Annotated in this window: 16 protein-coding genes; 6 read left to right on the plus strand and 10 right to left on the minus strand. The window is 63.7% G+C overall.

Going from position 1 to position 18,212, the window contains the following annotated elements:
• Positions 1-3 precede the first annotated feature (3 nt).
• Positions 4-651: an alginate O-acetyltransferase AlgF gene (locus AC2T3R_RS21910; RefSeq protein WP_013974158.1), complete on the plus strand. Its 648-nt coding sequence runs from the start codon at positions 4-6 to the stop codon at positions 649-651.
• A 35-nt stretch (positions 652-686) separates the two neighbouring features.
• Positions 687-2,141, plus strand: coding sequence for a mannose-1-phosphate guanylyltransferase/mannose-6-phosphate isomerase (locus tag AC2T3R_RS21915; protein ID WP_486745299.1), 1,455 nt, complete (start codon positions 687-689; stop codon positions 2,139-2,141).
• Between the two features lie 81 nt (positions 2,142-2,222).
• Here AC2T3R_RS21915 and AC2T3R_RS21920 read toward each other — a convergent pair whose 3' ends face one another.
• Complete coding sequence (locus tag AC2T3R_RS21920; RefSeq protein WP_410951855.1) at positions 2,223-3,380, minus strand: NHL repeat-containing protein; 1,158 nt, start codon at positions 3,378-3,380, stop codon at positions 2,223-2,225.
• Between the two features lie 227 nt (positions 3,381-3,607).
• Here AC2T3R_RS21920 and AC2T3R_RS21925 point away from each other — a divergent pair, with 227 nt between their 5' ends.
• Positions 3,608-4,072 (plus strand): hypothetical protein, encoded by a 465-nt coding sequence (locus AC2T3R_RS21925; RefSeq protein WP_015271749.1) that lies wholly within the window; start codon positions 3,608-3,610, stop codon positions 4,070-4,072.
• Between the two features lie 151 nt (positions 4,073-4,223).
• On the plus strand, positions 4,224-5,036 hold the full coding sequence (locus AC2T3R_RS21930; RefSeq protein ID WP_486744246.1) for an SDR family oxidoreductase: 813 nt from the start codon (positions 4,224-4,226) through the stop codon (positions 5,034-5,036).
• 125 nt (positions 5,037-5,161) lie between these two features.
• On the opposite strand, the gene AC2T3R_RS21935 is transcribed toward AC2T3R_RS21930, so the two are convergent.
• From AC2T3R_RS21935 to AC2T3R_RS21955, 5 genes are all read right to left on the minus strand, one after another.
• Positions 5,162-5,956: an SDR family NAD(P)-dependent oxidoreductase gene (locus AC2T3R_RS21935; RefSeq protein WP_410951857.1), complete on the minus strand. Its 795-nt coding sequence runs from the start codon at positions 5,954-5,956 to the stop codon at positions 5,162-5,164.
• A 139-nt stretch (positions 5,957-6,095) separates the two neighbouring features.
• A complete protein-coding gene (locus AC2T3R_RS21940) occupies positions 6,096-7,547 on the minus strand; it encodes an efflux transporter outer membrane subunit (protein WP_410951858.1) in 1,452 nt (483 codons plus the stop codon).
• Entirely contained in the window at positions 7,544-8,605 is a 1,062-nt protein-coding gene (locus AC2T3R_RS21945; RefSeq protein WP_486744247.1) for an HlyD family secretion protein, read from the minus strand. Before AC2T3R_RS21945 ends, AC2T3R_RS21940 begins: the two co-directional genes overlap by 4 nt.
• 28 nt (positions 8,606-8,633) lie before the next feature.
• A complete protein-coding gene (locus AC2T3R_RS21950) occupies positions 8,634-10,175 on the minus strand; it encodes an MFS transporter (RefSeq protein WP_486744248.1) in 1,542 nt (513 codons plus the stop codon).
• A 281-nt stretch (positions 10,176-10,456) separates the two neighbouring features.
• Entirely contained in the window at positions 10,457-11,365 is a 909-nt protein-coding gene (locus tag AC2T3R_RS21955; protein ID WP_015271755.1) for a LysR family transcriptional regulator, read from the minus strand.
• Between the two features lie 272 nt (positions 11,366-11,637).
• On the opposite strand from AC2T3R_RS21955, the gene AC2T3R_RS21960 reads away from it, so the two are divergent.
• Positions 11,638-12,087, plus strand: coding sequence for a universal stress protein (locus AC2T3R_RS21960; protein ID WP_410951860.1), 450 nt, complete (start codon positions 11,638-11,640; stop codon positions 12,085-12,087).
• A gap of 105 nt (positions 12,088-12,192) precedes the next feature.
• Here the strand turns inward: AC2T3R_RS21960 and AC2T3R_RS21965 are convergent, their stop codons facing one another.
• Genes AC2T3R_RS21965 through AC2T3R_RS21980 form a run of 4 tightly spaced genes read right to left on the minus strand, consistent with a single transcriptional unit; the run spans position 12,193 to position 16,972 of the window.
• The gene (locus AC2T3R_RS21965) at positions 12,193-13,053 is read right to left on the minus strand and encodes an efflux RND transporter periplasmic adaptor subunit (protein ID WP_013974168.1); all 861 of its coding nucleotides are present in this window, start codon (positions 13,051-13,053) and stop codon (positions 12,193-12,195) included.
• 10 nt (positions 13,054-13,063) lie between these two features.
• Positions 13,064-13,264 (minus strand): DUF1656 domain-containing protein, encoded by a 201-nt coding sequence (locus AC2T3R_RS21970; RefSeq protein WP_003257154.1) that lies wholly within the window; start codon positions 13,262-13,264, stop codon positions 13,064-13,066.
• 4 nt (positions 13,265-13,268) lie between these two features.
• Positions 13,269-15,446 carry an FUSC family protein gene (locus AC2T3R_RS21975; RefSeq protein ID WP_015271757.1) on the minus strand — a complete coding sequence of 726 codons (2,178 nt, stop codon included), beginning with the start codon at positions 15,444-15,446 and terminating at the stop codon, positions 13,269-13,271.
• Positions 15,443-16,972, minus strand: coding sequence for an efflux transporter outer membrane subunit (locus tag AC2T3R_RS21980; protein WP_486744249.1), 1,530 nt, complete (start codon positions 16,970-16,972; stop codon positions 15,443-15,445). Before AC2T3R_RS21980 ends, AC2T3R_RS21975 begins: the two co-directional genes overlap by 4 nt.
• 191 nt (positions 16,973-17,163) lie before the next feature.
• Between AC2T3R_RS21980 and AC2T3R_RS21985 the strand changes: the two genes are divergently transcribed.
• Positions 17,164-18,111, plus strand: a complete 948-nt coding sequence (locus AC2T3R_RS21985) for a LysR family transcriptional regulator (protein ID WP_015271759.1) — start codon at positions 17,164-17,166, stop codon at positions 18,109-18,111.
• The last annotated feature ends 101 nt before the right edge of the window (positions 18,112-18,212 follow it).

Here is an 18,212-nt window from a genome sequence, read left to right on the forward strand (position 1 = left end):
CATATGACTACCAAGACTTCCATTGCCAAAGCCCTCACCCTCGCTGCCGGCCTGTCCCTGGCCTCCATGCAGGCCTTCGCCGGCGCCGACGCCGCGCTGTATGGCCCGAGCGCGCCGAAAGGCTCGACCTTCGTGCGCCTTTACAACGCTTCCAGCGCACCGGCGGCAGCTTCGGTCGGCAACACCCAGATCAAACAGGTTGGTGCACAGGGCAGCAGTGACTTCAGCTTCCTGCCAGGGGGTGACTACACCGCTCAGGTCGGTGGCAAGAGCGTGCCGGTCAAGCTGGCTGCGGACAAGTACTACACCCTGGTCAACAGCGCCAGCGGCAACCCGCAGTTGATCGAAGAGCCGCCGTTCAAGAACAAGCAGAAAGCCCTGGTTCGCGTGCAGAACCTGAGTGACCAGCAACTGACCCTGAAGACCGCCGACGGCAAGACCGAAGTGGTCAAGCCGGTGGCCGCCAACGGCCGCGGCGAACGCGAAATCAACCCGGTCAAGGTCAACCTGGCGCTGTTCCAAGGAGACAAGAAAGTGGGTGACGTCAAACCCGTCGCCCTGGAGCGCGGCGAAGCCGCAGTGCTGTACGTAACGGGTTCCGGCAACGCCTTGTCGCCGGTGTGGGTAACTCGCCCCGTGGCTAGCAACTGATTCCACTGCCTCTCAACGACTATTGGAGAAACATGATGATCCCGGTAATTCTTTCTGGTGGTAGCGGTTCCCGTCTGTGGCCTCTGTCGCGAAAGCAGTTCCCCAAGCAGTTCCTGGCCCTGACCGGTGAACACACACTGTTCCAGCAAACCCTGGAACGCCTGGTGTTCGAAGGCATGGACACACCGATCGTGGTCTGCAACAAGGACCACAAGTTCATCGTCCAGGAGCAACTGGCCGCGCTGAAGCTGGAAACCCAAGGCATCCTGATGGAACCGTTCGGCCGCAATACCGCGCCGGCCGTGGCCATGGCTGCCATGAAACTGGTCAACGAGGGCCGCGACGAGCTGATGCTGGTGCTGCCCGCCGACCACGTGATCGATGACCAGAAAGCCCTGCAGCGCGCATTGGCCCTGGCCACCGTGGCCGCCGAGCGTGGCGAGATGGTGCTGTTCGGCGTGCCGGCGACCAAGCCGGAAACCGGCTACGGCTACATCCGTTCCAGCCAGGACGCCCTGCTGCCTGAAGGCGTGGCGCGCGTGGCGCAGTTCGTCGAGAAGCCCGACGAAAAACGCGCCGCCGAGTTCGTCCAGGCCGGCGGCTACTTCTGGAACAGCGGCATGTTCCTGTTCCGTGCCAGCCGCTTCCTCGAAGAGCTGAAAAAGCACGACGGCGACATCTACGACACCTGCGTACTGGCCCTGGAGCGCAGCCAGGAAGACGGTGATGTGCTGAGCATCGACGAAGCCACCTTCGCCTGCTGCCCGGACAACTCCATCGACTACGCGGTGATGGAAAAGACCCAGCGCGCCTGCGTGGTGCCGATGTCGGCTGGCTGGAGCGACGTGGGCTGCTGGTCGTCGCTGTGGGAAGTGCACGAGAAGGACGACAACGGCAACGTCACCAAGGGCGATGTGGTGGTGCAGGACAGCCACAACTGCATGATCCACGGCAACGGCAAGCTGGTGTCGGTGATCGGCCTGGAGAACATCGTGGTGGTCGAGACCAAGGACGCCATGATGATTGCCCACAAGGACAAGGTCCAGGGCGTCAAGCAGATGGTCAAGACCCTCGACGAGCAGGGCCGCAGCGAAACCCAGAACCACCTGGAAGTGTATCGCCCGTGGGGCTCGTACGACTCGGTGGACATGGGCGGCCGCTTCCAGGTCAAGCACATCACCGTCAAGCCGGGCGCCAGCCTGTCGCTGCAGATGCACCACCACCGTGCCGAGCACTGGATCGTGGTGTCCGGCACCGCCGAGGTGACCTGTGACGAGAACGTGTTCCTGCTGACCGAGAACCAGTCCACCTACATCCCGATCGCCTCGGTGCACCGCCTGCGCAACCCGGGCAAGATCCCGCTGGAGATCATCGAAGTGCAGTCCGGCAGCTACCTGGGCGAGGATGACATCGAGCGCTTCGAGGATGTGTACGGGCGTACCTCTACACCGATCGAGCGTGGTATTTCGGTGAAGACCATCGCGCAGTAAAAGTCGCATCCCAGCCATTGCACCAGGCAATGGCTGGGAACCACCCAGGCCAGGGCTGCCCGAGCCTTGCTCAGCTGTGATCTATTCGATCCGGTGACGCAAGAGATAACGGCCACCCAATACTTCCACAATCCTGGAGCCTTCATATTCCCTTATGGTCAACGATACGGGATCCATGTATTTCACGGGCATGTTCAACCAACCGCCCTGGCCGAAAGACAGGTCTCTTTTACCAGCGGCATCGTATCGAATAACCCCACCCGTCGCTTCAACACCCCATACCCCGATGAGAATGCCGTCGCCGTCTTGAACCAGGTGAAAAGCCTTGGCCTTTCCAACTTCCAAAAATACTGGCTCACCATCGTTATAACTTTCATCTATTCTGCCATCCCGATGCAGACGGTAGATGAAATCTGGATACAGCTCACGCCCTCCACTGCCAGCCACATACAGATAATCGTCGACCTGCAACATCGGCTCCATTACCAGATTAGTGAGCTCATGATCTGGGAGCTTCATGAAATGGACTTCACCATCGCCACCGAAATCGCGCAACAATTTACCTTCGCTATCAATGGCTCCCACCCATCCACGGCCATAGCCTCCAAGGTTGAAGACACCACTCATCAAGAAACCTTCATGCTTACCGGCACTCATGTAAGGCATGATATTCATTGTCTGATATTCGTAACTTGACTTGGGAAAACTTCTCAGCACCCCACTCTCGTTGAATGCTGGGTCCAATTCACCTGTCAACTCAAATTGAGCCATCCCACGAGATACAAGTTGTCGATGCTTACCGTCCGGTAACTGCGGGGCTTGATTGACACTTGAGCCGACAATATCGGCCTGGTTCGCCTGAGGTATCGGTACAACTTTTACACCGTTATCCCCGAAGCTCGGATCCAACGCCCCGGTATCGGCGTCAAGTTTGCAGAGCAGAAAATTACTATAATTACCAGCTTCACCCGCCAGACAGGACAGCATGACCACATTTTTTTGCAGACTGAAAGAAAATTTAGTACCAAAACGATCAGGGTTTGGGAATTTCACTATGCCTTGCTCGCCGAAGGATATATCCAGACTTCCTCGATCGTCATACCGCAGCACACAAATTTCCCACTGCAATGATGCCGCCACATAATATTTTCCATCTAACAACCTTGCCGCCCCGTACCCAACAGCTCCCTCAGGAATAGCGAATTCAATCTCAGTCCAGTTTTCGCGAATATTTTCCATTTCTTCCACTCCGATTATAGATACATACAGATTGAAACTAATCAATAATCGAGAAGTTGTAACCTATCAAAAATACCAGGTAACACCTGAATCAATATCCCTACCCAGGGTCATAACCCATCAAACTCTCCTGCTGGCTGATTGATCTAAACGAATCAGGCTTTTGAAGTTTTGTTCTTATGGGCTACGATGGTCTGACCCCGCGCAACCAAGGTTTGCCCGCTTTCATGATCATCGGTGCCTTCCTCATCCTCACCTGGCTGGTGCTGCTGTTGCGCTACCCGGCCAAGGCCCTGCCGATCTCGCTGGCTGCCGTTTGTGGCCTGGGCCTGGTGGCCCTGTTCGTCGTCTGGCAGGACACCCGCGAAACCTCGCAACTGGCCCGCCTGGACCTGCGCCTGACCTACGCCCCCGAACACTGCCCCGCCGACCGCGCCCTGCAGGTGCGCATGAAGAACGGTAACGACGTGCCGCTGACCGAGCTGCGCTGGCGGGTGGCGGCGTATGCGCCGGGCGATACCGTGAACCTGGCAGAGAACACCTACAACGCCCCGCGCTACCGTGGGCCGGGTGAACTGCAGCCAGGGGCCGAGTGGAAGGACTGCCTGCCACTGCCGCCACTGCGCTCCGGGTACCGGCCGCAGACCCTGGAGTTTCGTGCAGAGCATCTGCAAGGTACGTTTGCCAACTAATGTATCGCCTGTGCCGGCCCTTTCGCGGGCTTGCCCGCTCCCACAGGTACTGCACAGTGCTCAAGAACTGTGGAGTACCTGTGGGAGCGGGCAAGCCCGCGAAAGGGCCGGCACAGGCAACACCAACTTCCCCTGACAACAGGCCCCAACCATGCCCACCGTCCTGATCACCGGTTGTTCCAGCGGCATCGGCCGCGCCTTGGCCGACGCCTTCCGCGATGCCGGCCACCACGTCTGGGCCACCGCCCGCAAACCTGAGGATGTCGAGCAACTGAACGCCGCCGGCTTCACCGCCCGGCAACTTGATGTGAACGACAGCGAGGCGCTGGGCCGCCTGGCCGAGGAACTGGAAAACCTCGATATCCTGATCAACAACGCTGGCTACGGCGCCATGGGCCCGCTGCTCGATGGTGGTGTGGATGCCCTGCGCCAGCAGTTCGAAACCAACGTATTCGCCGTGATCGGCGTTACCCGCGCATTGTTCCCACAGCTACGCCGCTCACGGGGCCTGGTGGTGAACATCGGCAGCGTATCAGGCGTGCTGGTCACGCCGTTCGCCGGCGCCTACTGCGCCTCGAAAGCCGCCGTGCATGCCCTGAGCGATGCCTTGCGCCTGGAACTGGCGCCGTTTGGTGTGCAGGTTATGGAAGTGCAGCCAGGGGCGATTGCCTCGCAGTTCGCCAGCAATGCCCAGCGCCAGGCCGAGCAGGTGCTGGCGGCGGATTCGGCGTGGTGGCCGTTGCGCGAGCACGTGCAGGCACGGGCACGGGCTTCGCAGGACAAGCCCACCTCGGCGGCGGTGTTTGCCCAGGGCGTGTTGGCAGCGGTCGGGAAGTCGCCGGTGCCAGCGGTGGTGCGGTTGGGGAACGGCAGTACGGCGTTGCCGTTGATGGCCCGGTTACTGCCGCGGCGGGTGCTGGATTGGGCGTTGCGCAAGCGGTTTGGCCTGCTGCGCCCGCTCTGATTGATTGCCTGTGCTGGCCTCTTCGCGGGCTTGCCCGCTCCCACAGGGATAGTGTGATCCCGAAGATTGCACTGTACCTGTGGGAGCGGGCAAGCCCGCGAAGAGGCCGGTACAGGCAATACAGATCAGGCAATGGAACGCAGCACCCCGCCATCAACCCGCAAGGCAGCCCCGGTAGTGGCACTGGCCTGCATCGATGCCAGGTACACCACCATGTTCGCCACCTCCTCCACCGTCGCCAGCCGCTTGATCAGCGAGGTCGGCCGGTGCTCGGCCAGGAAGTTGGCTTCCAGCTCTTCAGTCGACACCCCCTGCTCCTCGGCCAGCTTGGCAAAGAAGTCGCCCACACCTTCCGAACGCGTAGGCCCCGGCAGCACCGAATTCACCGTCACCCCGGTGCCGGCCAGGGTCTCGGCCAGCCCGCGCGACACCGCCAGCAACGCAGTCTTGGTCATGCCGTAATGAATCATCTCGGTCGGAATCTGCAGCGCCGACTCACTGGACAGGAACACCACTCGCCCCCATTTGCGCTCGGCCATGCCTTGGGCATAGTGGCGCGACAGGCGAACGGCGCTGAGCACATTGACGTCGAAGAAACGCTGCCAGTCCTCATCCTCGATCTCGAAGAACGGCTTGGGCTCGAAGATGCCCAGGTTGTTGACCAGGATGTCGGTGTGCGGCACCTGCTTGAAAAGCGTCTGCACACCGGCCTGGGTGCCCAGGTCGGCAGCGATGCCGATGATGCGCGACTGCGGCAGGCGCTCGCGCACAACTTTGAGGGCTTCGTCGACCCGGGCCTGGGTGCGACCGTTGAGGACCACTTCGGCCCCCGCCTCGGCCAGGCCGATGGCGATGGCCAGGCCGATGCCGGCTGTGGAGCCGCTGACGATGGCGCGCTTGCCGTTCAGGGAAATGTGCATCTGTGCCTCCTCGGTAATCAGGACAATTGCCGGGGCTGCTTTGCAGCCCATCGCGACACAAGGCCGCTCCTACATGCGGACGCGATCTCCTGTAGGAGCGGCCTTGTGTCGCGATGGGCCGCAAAGCGGCCCTCAAAAATCACACTTTCTTCACAGGCTGCTCATCAAACGCCTGCCAGCCACCACCCAGGGCCTTGTACAGCCCCACCAGCGCCTGCGACACCGCCGCAGAACTGTCGATCCACTGCTCCTCGCTTGCCAGCAAAGCCCCCTGCACCGTCAGCACATTGAGAAAGTCCACCGCCCCTTCGACATACTGGCGCTGGGCAGTTTCCAGGGCGATGCGGTTCTGCCGCACCGCCTCGGCCAAGTGGTCGCGGCGCAGCTGACTGGCGTTGTACAGGCGTAGCACATCGTCGATTTCATGCCAGGCACCCAGCACCACCTTGCGGTAGTTCAGCGCCGCTTCCTGCTGCTGCGCCTCGCGCAGCTCCAAGGTGCCCTTGAGCCGGCCACCCTCGAAGATCGGCAGCGACAGCTGCGGCCCGAAGGCGAAGCGGCGTGAATCCCAGGCGCCGAAATCGGACAGCTGCATGGCCTGGAACCCGACACTGCCCGACAGCCGGATGCTGGGATAGAAGTCCGCCTTGGCCACGCCAATGCTGGCGGTGGCAGCATGCAAACGAGCCTCGGCCTGGCGAATGTCCGGGCGGCGTTCGGCCAGTTCGGACGGCAGGCCAATGGCGAACTTCTGCTGTGGCGCAGGCAGTTCGCCGCCCTGCAGCAACTCGGCCTGCAGGCTGCGCGGTGGTTCGGCCACAAGCAGGCTGAGGGCGTTGATCAAGTCGTCGCGCCGCGCTTCCAGGCTAGGCAGGCGTGACTCGATAGAGGCGACCTGGGCACTGGCCTGAGCCACGTCCAGGCGCGTGGCGACACCTTCGGCCTGGCGGTTTTCTGACAATTTCAGGCTGTGCTGGGCGACCTTGAGGTTGTCGCGGGTCACATCGATGGTGTGCTGCACAGCGCGCAGCTGGATATAGTTGCCTGCGGTTTCCGAAAGCAATGCCAACAGCACGCCGCGGCGGTCGTTCTCGGCCACTTCGACCGTGGCATCGGCTGCCTCGACCTGGCGCCGCACACGGCCCCACAGGTCCAGCTCCCAGCCGGCAACAAGGTCACCCTGCCAGAGGTTGAAGGCTTCCTTGCCCGCCTTGCCGGACGGGTCACTCAGGCCTTCGGCACTATTGCGCGCACGGCTGTAGCCGGCGTTCACGTCCACTGACGGTACTTCGTCGGCAGCTACGGTGCTGCGCAGGGCGCGGCTTTGCAGCAGGCGGGCGCTGGCCATCTGCAGGTCGAGATTGCGCTCGGCAACGCGTTGGATCAAGGCACTCAGGCGGGCGTCGTGGAAGCTCTCCCACCAGCGCAGTTCCAGCGGTTCGGCCTGCGGCTGGCTGGCCGCCGCCTCGCCTTGCAGCGGCGCCCACTGTTGCGGGGCCTGGCTGTCAGGGCGCTGGAAGTCAGGGCCCAAGGTGCAGCCGGCCATCAACACGGCCAGCAGCAACGGGCTCAAGCGTAATGCCGCTTTCATCGTGCACTTACCTCTTTGCCGTCCAGCTTGTCACCACGGGTGTCGATGGTCGCTTCCACCGACATGCCCACGCGCAGGCGGGCAAGCAGCGGCTGGCCGTCATCGAAAACGATCTTCACCGGGATGCGCTGCACCACCTTGGTGAAGTTGCCGGTAGCGTTGTCCGGCTTGACCGCGGCGAAGGTCACGCCGGTGGCCGGGGCGATGCTTTCCACATGGCCTTGCAGCTTCTCACCGGCAAAGGTGTCGACGCTGATGCTCACGGCCTGGCCAGGCTGTACGTGGGTCAGCTGGGTTTCCTGGAAGTTGCCGACCACGTAGGCCTGCTGCAACGGCACCACCGACAGCAGGCGGGCGCCCGGGTTGACGTAGGCACCGACACGCGAGGCACGCTCGCCGACCATGCCGTCCACCGGTGCGGTGATGCGGGTGTAGGACAGATCGAGCTGGGCCTTTTCCAGCCCTGCCTCGGCCCGCTTAAGCTGGCCGTCGGCACTGGCCACCTGCGCGGTAAGGATATCCACCTGCTTGCGCGCCGCGACCAGTGCCGCCTGGGCATTGGCCAGGCGCGCACGGGCCTGGTCGACCCCGCTGCGTGCCTGCTGGGCGTTCTGCACGGTGCCGGCACCTTGCTCGGCCAGGCGGCTGTAGCGGTTGACCTCATGGTCGGCGAACGCAGCTTCGGCCTGGGCCGCTTTCACTGCAGCCTCAGCCTGGGCAATCAGCGACGCCTGGCGCTCGAGGGTGGCACGGGCATCGGCACTTTGCGCCTGGGCCACCAGCAACTGCGCCTGCGCGGCATCCAGCGCGGCCTGGTAGTCACGGGCATCGATGGTAGCCAGCAACTGGCCAGCCTTGACCTGCTGGTTGTCCTCCACCAGCACTTCCTTGATGAAGCCGGCGACCTTCGGCGCGACCACGGTGTAGTCGGCGACAACATACGCGTCATTGGTGCTCTGGCGGTGGTCGCTGCCAAACATCCACGGGCCGACGATGGCAGCCAGGACGGCCACGGCAAGCACCGAGCCGATGAACAGGGTTTTGCGGTTGTTGGTCATTTAAGTGGTTCTCGAATTCATCCAGGGTTCAGGCCACCGCGCGCGGCGGATAGACCCGGGTAGGCACGAAAGGAATCAGGCAGATCAGGGCCACGGCAATGCAGGCCATGACCAGGTAAAGATCGGCCGAGGTCAGCACCAGCGCCTGGTCGTGGATGCGCCTGGCCAGGCCGGCTGCGCTACCGTCGACCAGCGGGGCGTTGCCCAGGCTGTCCACCAGGTGGTTGGAATGAAAGTGCCGGCGCAGTGTGCCAAGGGCGTCCAGCAGGCCACCGGCGATCACCGCGGCCAGGCCTTTGACAGTGTTGAACCAGCTGGAGGCGAACGGGCCTTCCTGTGGGGTCATGCCGTTGGTGGACAGCATCAGCAGCGGCAGCACTGCCATTGGCTGGCCGAACACCTGCAACAGGTAGAACGGGTAGAAGTCACCACGGATCCACTCGCTGGTCAGCAGGCTGCTGCCGACACAGGACACCGCCAGCATCGCCAGGCCGATCCCTAGCACCCAGCGGCAGTCCACTGCGCGGATATTGCACAGCGCCGCCGTCAACGGCAGGGCGACCAGCTGCGGCATGGCCACCAGCATCATCAGCGGGCTGGTCTGCGCCGGGCGGTAGCCCTGAATCTGCGCCAGATAGGCCGACGGAATGCTGCCCACGCCCGAGAGCACGATCAGCACACCGGCCAGGGTCACCAGAGCGAAACTCAGGTTGCGCCGCGACAGCATGCGCAACTGGAAGAATGGCAACGGCTCGGACCATTCGTTGTACATGAACAGCACCAGCAACAGCAGGCCACCGCCGAGCAGCCAGCAGATCAGCGGGGAATCGAACCAGCCCCAGCGGTCACCCAGCGACAGGCCCAGCACGATGCAGCTGATGGCGGGCAGGCCGAGCAGCACGCCGCGCCAGTCGAACTGCTTGAAGCGCTCCAGGCGCAGCGGGTCCTGCGGCAAGCCCCAACCGACGCAGAACATGGCCAGCAGCGAGGGCAGGATGATCTGCCAGAACGCCCACTGCCAACCGACGTATTCGGTCCACAGCCCTGCCAGCGGTGTGCCGAGGTTGGGGCCGAAGGTGGCGGTGAGGGCATAGCAGGCCAGGCCATAGACCTTGATGCCCGGTGGCAGGAAGCGCAGGGCCACGCTCATCAACATCGGCGGCAAGGCGCCAGAGGCGAAGCCCTGGAGCACACGCAGCAGCATCAGGCTGTGCAGGTTGGGGGCGAACGGTTGCAGCAGGCCGAGCACGGCGAACAGGCCGATGGCGCTCATGGTGAAGCGCCGCAGCGAGAACGTGGTGGCCAGCCATGGCGCGAAGGCCATGGCCGAAACCGAGGCGGCGCTGTAGGCCGCCAGCAGCCAGGCGCCTTCGTCGGCACCGATGCCCATGGCCCCACGGATATCGGCCAGGGAGATCTTGGTCACCGACTCGTTGAGGCCCGCGCACAACACGGCCAGCAGCACACCGAACAGCCCGACCACTACCTGCAGGCCGAACGCAGTCTGCGCAGGCGCGGCCGGCGCGGGGGCGGCGGCAATCGCGGCAGACGGGGCGGGCAGGGAACTCATGGGCAGACATCTCCAGCAACAAATTTGCGACTGGAGCAAGTCTAAGAAGGTCGAATGCTGACGAAAACTGACTTATCGGTAGGTTTATGTTGCGCTGGACGCAATCCACCTTTTGCAGGTCTGGCCCTATCGCCGGCAAGCCAGCTCCCACAGGTACTGCGCAGGTTTCGAAATGTGCACAAATTCTGTGGGAGCTGGCTCCCACAGGTACTGCGCAGGTTTCGAAATGTGCACAAATTCTGTGGGAGCTGGCTTGCCGGCGATGAGGCCCTCACAGGTAATCAAGGGTCGACACTGCAGCAAGCCTTCAGGGTCTGCCGCAACCACCGATGTGCCGGGTCATTGTGAAACCGCGGGTGCCATGCCTGCAGCACGGTCACTCGCTCCAGCGGCACCGGGATCTCGAACGAGCGCAGCGGCAGCCCGAGCTTGTGCACGCTGTTGAGGATGTTGGCCGGCATCGGCAGGATCAGGTCGGAATCCGGCAGCGAGAAAAGCGCCGAGTGAAAACTCGGGGTAATCAGCGCCACCCGCCGCTGCACCTTGAAGTTGGCCAGCTCCACATCGATCGGCCCATTGGCCCGTCCACGGCGGGACACGCTGATCTGTGGATAACTGGCAAAACTGTGCGCCGTGATCGGCTGCTCGAAGATCGGGTGGTCGCGCCGCGCCAGGCCCACATAGTAGGTCTGGAACAGGCTCTGCACCTTGATCTCCGGCCCCAGGTCCACGGTCGAGCTGATGATCAGGTCGGTACGCCCGTCGCGCAGCACGCTATCGTCATCGCCGCCGGGGCTTTCCGGCACGAAGCGCAGCACCGTGCGCGGTGCCTGTTCGTGCATGCGCCGCAGCAACTGGGCACCGTACAGGGCGATGAACAGGTCGTTGGTGCGGATGTTGAAGGCCCGGTCAAGCTTGGGCAGGTCGACCTCGTCGCCACTGCGGAACACCTCGCCGGCCTGCTCCACCAACGCCGCCACCTGCTCGCGCAGGGCCAGCGCCCGCGGCGTCGGCACCAGGCCACGGCCGGCGCGCACCAGGATCGGGTCACCCAACGCATCGCGGATACGGCCCAGGGTCCGGCTCATCGCCGCCGGGCTGAGGTTCATGCGCTGCGCCGCGCCGACCACGCTGCCTTCGTCGAGCAGGGCATCGAGGGCGACGAGCAGGTTCATGTCCGGGAGTTGCATGGCCGTTTTCCGTTACAGCTGTGGGGAATGGCGATGGTAGCAGGTTGCTGGATTGCACCAGACGCAATGCGCTCGTGCGTGGTGGGGCATTTATTCACTGGCAGTGTTCGGCCTTAAATGAAGCATCGGCAGGTCTGACCCTTTCGCGGGCACGCCCGCTCCCACAGGAACCCCACAATGCTCGAGTGATGTGCGGTACCTGTGGGAGCGGGCATGCCCGCGAAAGGGCCGCCCCTGCAGATACATCACCCAGCTTTTGCCAAGGACCCCACATGCCCAGCCCCGTCCTGATCGCCATCGACGCCTCCCCTGCATCCACTGCCCTGCTCACCCTCGCCCGCCGCTATTGCAGCCCCGGCGAGCACGAACTGCATGTGCTGCTGGCCATCGACTCGACCTTCGCCGTCCACGACCAACCCGCGCCTTACACCGCAGAAGAACTGGAAGAATACCCCGCCGCCTGCGAAGAGCAGCACCAGGCCGACCAGGCCGTGGCCGAGGCGGTGCGCGAGTTGCAGCAAGCCGGCTTCGCCAGCCGGGGCTGCATGGTGGCCGGGCAGCCGGTCGAGGCGATCGTGGCCAAGGCGCAGGAACTGAATTGTGAACTGATCATCATGGGCCACCGCCACCTGTCGCGGCTGGGGCGGATGCTGGACCCGTCGATCAGCGCGAAGGTGATTGATCGGGTGAGGGTACCAGTGTTGGTGGGGGCAGCGAGCTAACTGCGCCGCTCCCACAGGATTTGCGCCAGCCCCAAGAGCAGCGCACCACTTGTGGGAGCGGGCAAGCCAGCGAAGAGGCCAGTAGCTGCACCACCTCACCCCGGCTCAGCCCTCGCTCGGCTTCACTACCACCGTACAAGTCGTCCCCGCCGCCAGCAAAAACCCGTCCGGCACTTCATCGATATGAATGCGCACCGGCACCCGCTGCGCCAGCCGCACCCAGTTGAAGGTCGGGTTCACATCGGCGATCAACTCGCGGCTTTGTGGGTTGTCGCGGTCGTAGATGCCGCGGGCGATGCTCTCCACGTGGCCCTTGATGCGCTCGCCGCTCATCATCTGCAGCTCGGCCTGGTCACCCACCTTCACATGCGGCAGCTTGGTCTCCTCGAAGAACCCGTATACCCAGAACGAATTCTCGTCGACCACCGCCATCACCGCTTCACCGGTACGCGCATAGTCACCCTTGTGGATATTCAGGTTGGTCACGTAGCCGTCCACCGTGGCCACGATATGGGTGCGCTTGAGGTTCAGTTCGGCGGCAGCCAGCTCGGCAAGGGCCTGCTGGTAGTCCGCCTGGGCGGAGTTGGCGATGTTGCTGGCGTCGTCGCGGTTTTCCTTGGAGATCACCAGGTTGTCCATGTCGGCACGGCGCTTGGCGTTGACCTTGCGCATCTCCCAGGTGGCCTTGCGCGATGCAACCTGCGCCTTGGCCTGGTCGACCGCCAGTTGGTAATGCTCGGGGTCGATCTGGATCAGCAGGTCGCCCTTCTTCACCCGCTGGTTGTCCTTGACCGGCACGTCCACCACATAGCCAGGCACGTCGGCAGCGACGTTGATGATGTCGGCACGCACACGACCGTCGCGAGTCCAAGGCGTGGTCATGTAATGCAGCCACAACTGGCGACCGATCACCACCGCAGCGGCAAGCACCAACAGGGTGGCGATCAGGCTGAAGAACTTTTTCATCGAAGGATTCTCACCAGTAGAGCGACAGCGCCAGGGCGCCGAACAGGCAGACGAACAGGCTCAGGCGCAGCAGCGCCGGGTGCCAGAAGAAGCGGTAGCCATCATGGCTGGCGATGTACCGGTCCAGGCCCCAGGCCAGGCCCAGGGCGAACAGGAACATCAAGGTCATGGTGGGCATGTACACGCCATGGAAGGCGATTTCACGGGGCATGGTTTCACGGAGCATCGTGCAGTCCTTTCGCCGGTGCCAACGGCGACTGTGGGTCGAGCAGGGAAGATCGGATGAAGTGCAGGTAGCTTTGCGCGCGGCGCAGCACCGAAGTGTCGAAGTGGCGGGCGAAGGGCTCGTCGGTGGCCTGCACGCGGGCGATGGCGTGGTCCACTGCCACCAGCGCGCGTTCGTGGTTGCTGGCGCTGGGCTGCAGGAACAACCGGGCCAGGGCACGGCCCATCACGCGGATCGCCTGGCGCCAGGGCTGCGACTCGGCGTAGGCCGGGTGCACCGGCGCGCGGGCCTGCTCCTTGCGCAGCTCGATGATGGCATGGCCGATTTCCAGCACGGTGAACATCCAGCCCATCAACTGGCTCTGTACCTGCGGCTTGCCGGCTGCCAGGCCATAGGCCTGGTGCAGCAGGTCACGGGTGCGGCTTTCGAAGGCTGAACCCAGGCCGCGCAGGCGCCCGCTGATGGCGAACAGCACCTGCTCGCGCAGTTCCTGCTCCAGGCGGCTCCACAGCCAGCGGCTGTTGGGCGGCAGGATGATCGCCCCGGCAGCGGCACAGACGAACATGCCGATGACCATGCCGATGTAGTCGTTGATGAAGGTGTACGGGTCATACACGGTGAGGTTGTTCGGCACCGAGCCGATGGCGAAGAACACCAGCAGGCCGATGCCGTAGCCGGCATACGCCGGCCGAGACGAAAGGAACGCGCCCAGCACGAACACCGGCGCCAGGACCATGCAAAGCAGTGGGAAACCGTCGATCCAGGGGAACACGAAGAAGGTTTCGAAGAAGCCGACGACGGCACCAATCGCCGTGCCGCAGGCCATCTGGAACGACATGCGCTTGGGGTTCGGCGAGGCCGCCGACAGGCCCACGGTGACGGTGGCGATCAGGGTCATCATGGCGCCGCTGGGCCAGTCGCTGAGCAGCCAGTAGCTGCCCAGCAACAACAGCACCGCCGAGGCGCGCACACCGGCGGCCAACGATACCAGCCAGCTGGTCTGCGCTACGTAGGGCTCATCCCACTGCTCGCGTTCGTGCCGGTGCGCGGCTAGCGAGGCATGGGTTTCGGCATAACTGTACATCTCGTCGACGAAGCGGTAGAGCAGCTCGAAGGCAGTATGGAAGTCGAGCAGGTCGGACTCGCTCGGCTCGGTTGCCAGGTACTCGGCGCGCAAGCCGCGCACCTGTGCCTGCAAGCCTTCCTTGTAGGCGGCCAGCTCCAGGGTCAGGCGCAGCGCATCGGCGTCGGTCAGCGCCCGGCCCACGTAAGGCTGCAACAGCTCCACCAGGGTGTTCAGGCCTGGCTCGATGGCGCCGACGATCTGCAGCGGGCCGCGGGCGCGAAGGCGTTCCAGCAAACGGTGCAGGGCATTGAAGCGCGTGGTGATGGCCATGAACTCGCTATTCATGCGCACCAGGCGACCAGAGCGCCGGCGCATGTGCGGGTCTTCGAAGGCGGTGACGTTGCGCAGGCTCTCGAGGCCCACTGCTTCAGCGACGAAGCGCACGTTGCTGCTCTCGAAGCGGTCCCGCTGGCTTTCGCCGCGCAGGGCCTCGACCACCACCCCCGCGAAAACGCCAAAGCGCTGGTACAGGGCGTTGCGCATGGCGGCACTGGCCGACTGCGGCAGGATCGCGGCGCTGACAAAGGTCGACACCAGAATGCCCAGGGCAATTTCCAGCACCCGCCATACCGCCGCCATGAATGCCTGGTCGGGGTGCTGCAGCACCGGCAGGCCGATCATCGCCGCTGTATAGCCGGCCAGCACGAAGCCATAGGCGCGGAAAGTGCGGTAGCGCATGGCACCGGCCGAGCACAGGCCTACCCACAGGGCCAGGCTGGGCAGGAACAGCTCGGTGTTCTGCGGGAATATGGCGATCAGCGCCACCATCATCGCCGAGCCGGCCAGGGTGCCGAGCACCCGGTAGAAGCTCTTGGCGAACACATGCCCGCTTTGCGGCTGCATGACGATGAACACGGTGATCATCGCCGTGCGCGGTTGTGGCAACTCCAGGCGCATGGCCAGCCACAGGGTGATGAACGCAGCGGCCAGCACCTTGAAGATGTACACCCAGGTCACCCCGTCGGTGCGCGCCCAGGCAAAGAAGCCCCGGCGCCATTCCAGGCTCTGCAGCCAGCGCACGGGCAAACTGGAAGTGCTCATTCGGCGTTATCCGGCTTCTTGTCGAGAATGGCCAGGGTGGCCGGGGTTTTCGGTGCGGCCTGGCGCTCCTCTTTCGGCACATCCTGACCAGCCTGCAAGCCACCGCCCAGGGCGGTGACCAGCTCGGCATGGGCAATCAGGCGGGCAGCCTGCACCTGCTGTTGCACCTGCTGCTGGCGGAACAGCAAGGTCTGGGCGTTGAGCACGTTGAGGTAGTCGGTAAGACCACGCTGGAAGGCGACCATGGCGATGTCGTAGGTTTTCTGCGCGGCCGCTACCGACTCGGCGGCGAAGTGCGACTGCTCCTTCATCGACTCACGGCGAATCAGCTGGTCGGAGATGTTCTTCAGCGCACCGACCACAGTCTGGTTGTAGCGCGCCACGGCCACGTCATAGCCCGCCGAGGCCACGCCCAGCTGCGAGCGCAGGCGGCCACCGTCGAAGATCGGCAGGCTGATGGCCGGGCCGACGTTGTAGTTGAACTTGCGCCCGGTGAGGAATTCCAGCGGGCCACCACCGGTTGCCATGAAGCCAAGGCTGCCGACCAGGTCGACGTTGGGGAAGAAGCCGGCGTGGGCGACATCGATGCCCCGCGCCTGGGCGGCTACCTGCCAACGGCTGGCGACCACGTCGGGGCGCTGGCCGACCAGTTCGGCCGGCAGGTTCGACGGCAGCTTCAGCGGCGCGGCCAGGGCCAGGCTCGGGCGCTGCAACTGCGCGCCCTCCCCCGGGCCCTTGCCGGCCAGGGCGGCCAGCTGGTTGCGGGCCAGGGCAATTTCTTCGTCCAGGCTGTCGAGCTGGCGGTGGGTTTCCGGCAACGGCGCTTCAGCCTGGCTGACTTCGAAGTGGGTGCCGATGCCGGCATCCAGACGGCGCTTGGCCAGGGCCAGGATCTGCTCCTGCTGTTCCAGCTCGGCCTTGACGATATCGCGCTGGGCGAAGTGCAGGCTCAGCTGGATGTAGGCGCGCACCACGTTGTTCTGCAGCTCCAGCTGCGCCTGGCGGGCTTCGGCCACGCTCATGTGCGCCTGGTCCACGGCCTGCTCGCTGGCGTTGCGTTCGCGGCCCCACAGGTCGAGTGCATAGCTGAAGCCAATGGCGGCGTTGTTGTCCCAGGTATTGGCGCCGGACAGCGCGCCCGGGCCATAGAACTGGTCTTCAGGCCAGTTGTGGCGCTTGAGCGTGGCCTGGCCGTTGGCCTGGAGCTTTTCCGCCGATTCGACCACGCCGGCCATGGCCTTGGCTTCGCGTACCCGCGCAGCAGCCATGGCCAAGCTCGGGCTGCCGGCCACGGCCAGGGCAACCCAGCGGTCCAACTGTGGGTCGCCATAGGCGTGCCACCACTGCTGGTCGGGCCAGTGGGCGTCGGTCGCGGCTTCGCGTATGGCCGCGTCGGTGGTCAGGGTATTGGCTTGCAGCGTCTTGCTTTGCGGGGCAATGCCCCAGGTTCCGATACAGCCGCTCAAGGTGAGGGCAAGGGCACAGGCACTGAACGCTTTGAGCGTTCTGATGATGCGACGCGGCACAGCTGCGATTTCCCGAGGAAGAGGTGAAGGGGCCGGGCAATTCTAGGGGGCGGCAGCACTGGCGATAAGCGTGGATTCCTGCGAATCTTTGTTACCAAAACAGCGATAATCCGCCTTTGGTCGAAGGCAACTTTTCATCTTTTTTACGTTACTTCGTGACACAATTTTGTCCTCTACATCGAGAGTGACCCATGGACACCCTGCAAAACATGCGTGCTTTCAGTTGCGTAGCCCAACTCGGCAGCTTTACCGCTGCCGCCGGGCAACTGGATACGACCACCGCGAACGTGTCGCGGGCGGTCTCCAACCTGGAAGCCCATCTGCAAACAAGGCTGCTCAACCGCACCACCCGCCGCATTGCGCTGACCGAAGCCGGCAAGCGCTACCTGATGCGTTGCGAACAGATTCTTACCTATGTCGAAGAAGCCGAGGCCGAGGCCAGCGACGCCCATGCCCGCCCGGCCGGGATGTTGAAGGTGCACTCGATGACCGGTGTCGGCCAACATTTCGTGGTCGATGCCATCGCCCGCTACCGCGAATCGCACCCGGACGTGACCTTCGACCTGACCATGGCCAACCGCGTGCCCGACCTGCTCGACGAGGGCTATGACGTGTCCATCGTGCTGGCCACCGAACTGCCCGACTCGGGGTTCGTGTCCCAGCGCCTGGGTATCACCTACAGCATCGTCTGCGCCTCGCCCGCCTACATTGCCCGCCACGGCGTGGCGCACAAGCCTGCCGACCTGCTCAAGCACGCCTGCCTGCGCATGGTCAGCCCGGTGATCCCGTTGGAGAAATGGCTGTTCGACGGGCCGGAAGGCCAGGAAATGGTCAACATCACCAGCTCGCCGTTCATGGTCAATACTGCCGATGCCATGAAGACCGCCATCCGCAGCGGCATGGGCGTGGGCGTGCTGCCGATCTATTCGGCCATCGACGGCCTGCGCGATGGCAGCCTGGTACGGGTGCTGCCCGAGTACCGGCTGCAGGAGCTGAACCTGTACGCCATCTACCCGTCGCGGCAGTACCTGGATGCCAAGATCAAGACCTGGGTGGAGTACCTGCGCAACTCGCTGCCGGAGATTCTGGCAGCCCATGAGGCGGACCTGAAAACCCATCAGGTGATGATCGCCAACTAAAAAGCTGCTGCATTGCGGGGGCGGACAATGGTAGGTTGCTAACCATTGTCAGGCCATTCGCGGGCACGCCCGCTCCCACAGGTAATGCACAGGCCTTCAAT

The organism is Pseudomonas sp. PVC-5-1 (assembly GCF_057444345.1).

Bases quoted from the DNA above. Each gene is read 5' to 3' on its own strand.
- AC2T3R_RS21910 (WP_013974158.1), top strand. From the start codon at position 4: ATGACTACCAAGACTTCCATTGCCAAAGCCCTCACCCTCGCTGCCGGC.
- AC2T3R_RS21915 (WP_486745299.1), top strand. From the start codon at position 687: ATGATCCCGGTAATTCTTTCTGGTGGTAGCGGTTCCCGTCTGTGGCCT.
- AC2T3R_RS21920 (WP_410951855.1), bottom strand. From the start codon at position 3,380: ATGGAAAATATTCGCGAAAACTGGACTGAGATTGAATTCGCTATTCCT.
- AC2T3R_RS21925 (WP_015271749.1), top strand. From the start codon at position 3,608: ATGATCATCGGTGCCTTCCTCATCCTCACCTGGCTGGTGCTGCTGTTG.
- AC2T3R_RS21930 (WP_486744246.1), top strand. From the start codon at position 4,224: ATGCCCACCGTCCTGATCACCGGTTGTTCCAGCGGCATCGGCCGCGCC.
- AC2T3R_RS21935 (WP_410951857.1), bottom strand. From the start codon at position 5,956: ATGCACATTTCCCTGAACGGCAAGCGCGCCATCGTCAGCGGCTCCACA.
- AC2T3R_RS21940 (WP_410951858.1), bottom strand. From the start codon at position 7,547: ATGAAAGCGGCATTACGCTTGAGCCCGTTGCTGCTGGCCGTGTTGATG.
- AC2T3R_RS21945 (WP_486744247.1), bottom strand. From the start codon at position 8,605: ATGACCAACAACCGCAAAACCCTGTTCATCGGCTCGGTGCTTGCCGTG.
- AC2T3R_RS21950 (WP_486744248.1), bottom strand. From the start codon at position 10,175: ATGAGTTCCCTGCCCGCCCCGTCTGCCGCGATTGCCGCCGCCCCCGCG.
- AC2T3R_RS21955 (WP_015271755.1), bottom strand. From the start codon at position 11,365: ATGCAACTCCCGGACATGAACCTGCTCGTCGCCCTCGATGCCCTGCTC.
- AC2T3R_RS21960 (WP_410951860.1), top strand. From the start codon at position 11,638: ATGCCCAGCCCCGTCCTGATCGCCATCGACGCCTCCCCTGCATCCACT.
- AC2T3R_RS21965 (WP_013974168.1), bottom strand. From the start codon at position 13,053: ATGAAAAAGTTCTTCAGCCTGATCGCCACCCTGTTGGTGCTTGCCGCT.
- AC2T3R_RS21970 (WP_003257154.1), bottom strand. From the start codon at position 13,264: ATGCCCCGTGAAATCGCCTTCCATGGCGTGTACATGCCCACCATGACC.
- AC2T3R_RS21975 (WP_015271757.1), bottom strand. From the start codon at position 15,446: ATGAGCACTTCCAGTTTGCCCGTGCGCTGGCTGCAGAGCCTGGAATGG.
- AC2T3R_RS21985 (WP_015271759.1), top strand. From the start codon at position 17,164: ATGGACACCCTGCAAAACATGCGTGCTTTCAGTTGCGTAGCCCAACTC.